This is a genomic window from Stenotrophomonas sp. HMWF003, assembly GCF_003061285.1.
In the GTDB taxonomy this organism is placed as follows: Bacteria; Pseudomonadota; Gammaproteobacteria; order Xanthomonadales; family Xanthomonadaceae; genus Stenotrophomonas; species Stenotrophomonas maltophilia_AP.
This window is the reverse complement of the sequence record NZ_QAIW01000460.1, coordinates 591-1,190: the sequence shown is the minus strand read 5'-3', so window position 1 is coordinate 1,190 and position 600 is coordinate 591. Positions and strand designations below refer to the sequence as shown.

At 68.7% G+C, this 600-nt stretch carries 1 protein-coding gene; it reads left to right on the top strand.

Annotated elements, in window-relative coordinates:
• Window positions 1–246 precede the first annotated feature (246 nt).
• Window positions 247–600 (top strand): ATP-binding cassette domain-containing protein (locus DBR34_RS24370; protein ID WP_258224206.1); only part of this gene is annotated, 354 nt, incomplete at its 3' end.

The following is a 600-nucleotide window of genomic DNA, read 5'->3' as shown; positions in this document are numbered from 1 at the left end:
CCCCGGTGCAGGTAACGGCCAAGCCGATGCGCGCTGCCGCACCGGCCGCCGATCCGGGCGCGTCGTTCCTGACCCGCATCGGGCGCAAGATCCGCCGGATGCTGTCCGGCAGCTGATCGGCATTGCCGATCAGCGGGTGGCACCCGACCGTGGGTCGGGTGGCATGCCCGGCGTGCCGACCCAGGGTCGGCACCTGCCCGCTACCCCCACCTGCACGCCGCCACCCTCGTCCTGCATAATCAGGGGATGAGCGTCCTGCGTTTTGACAATGTCAGCAAACAATATGCCGGCGGCCACCAGGCACTGGTGGACGTCAGCTTCGATGTCGCCCCCGGGGAAATGCTGTTCGTCACCGGTCACTCCGGTGCGGGCAAGAGCACCCTGCTCAAGTTGATCCACCTGGACGAGCGGCCCAGCCGCGGCGCGGTGATCTTCAATGAGCGCAACCTGCTCAAGGTGCGGGGCGGCAACATTCCCCGGCACCGTCGCGAGGTGGGCGCGGTCTACCAGGACCACCGCCTGCTGATGGACCGCAGCATCGCCGAGAACGTCGCCCTGCCGCTGATCCTGCGGGGCACCCGCCGCGCCGATATCGGCAAG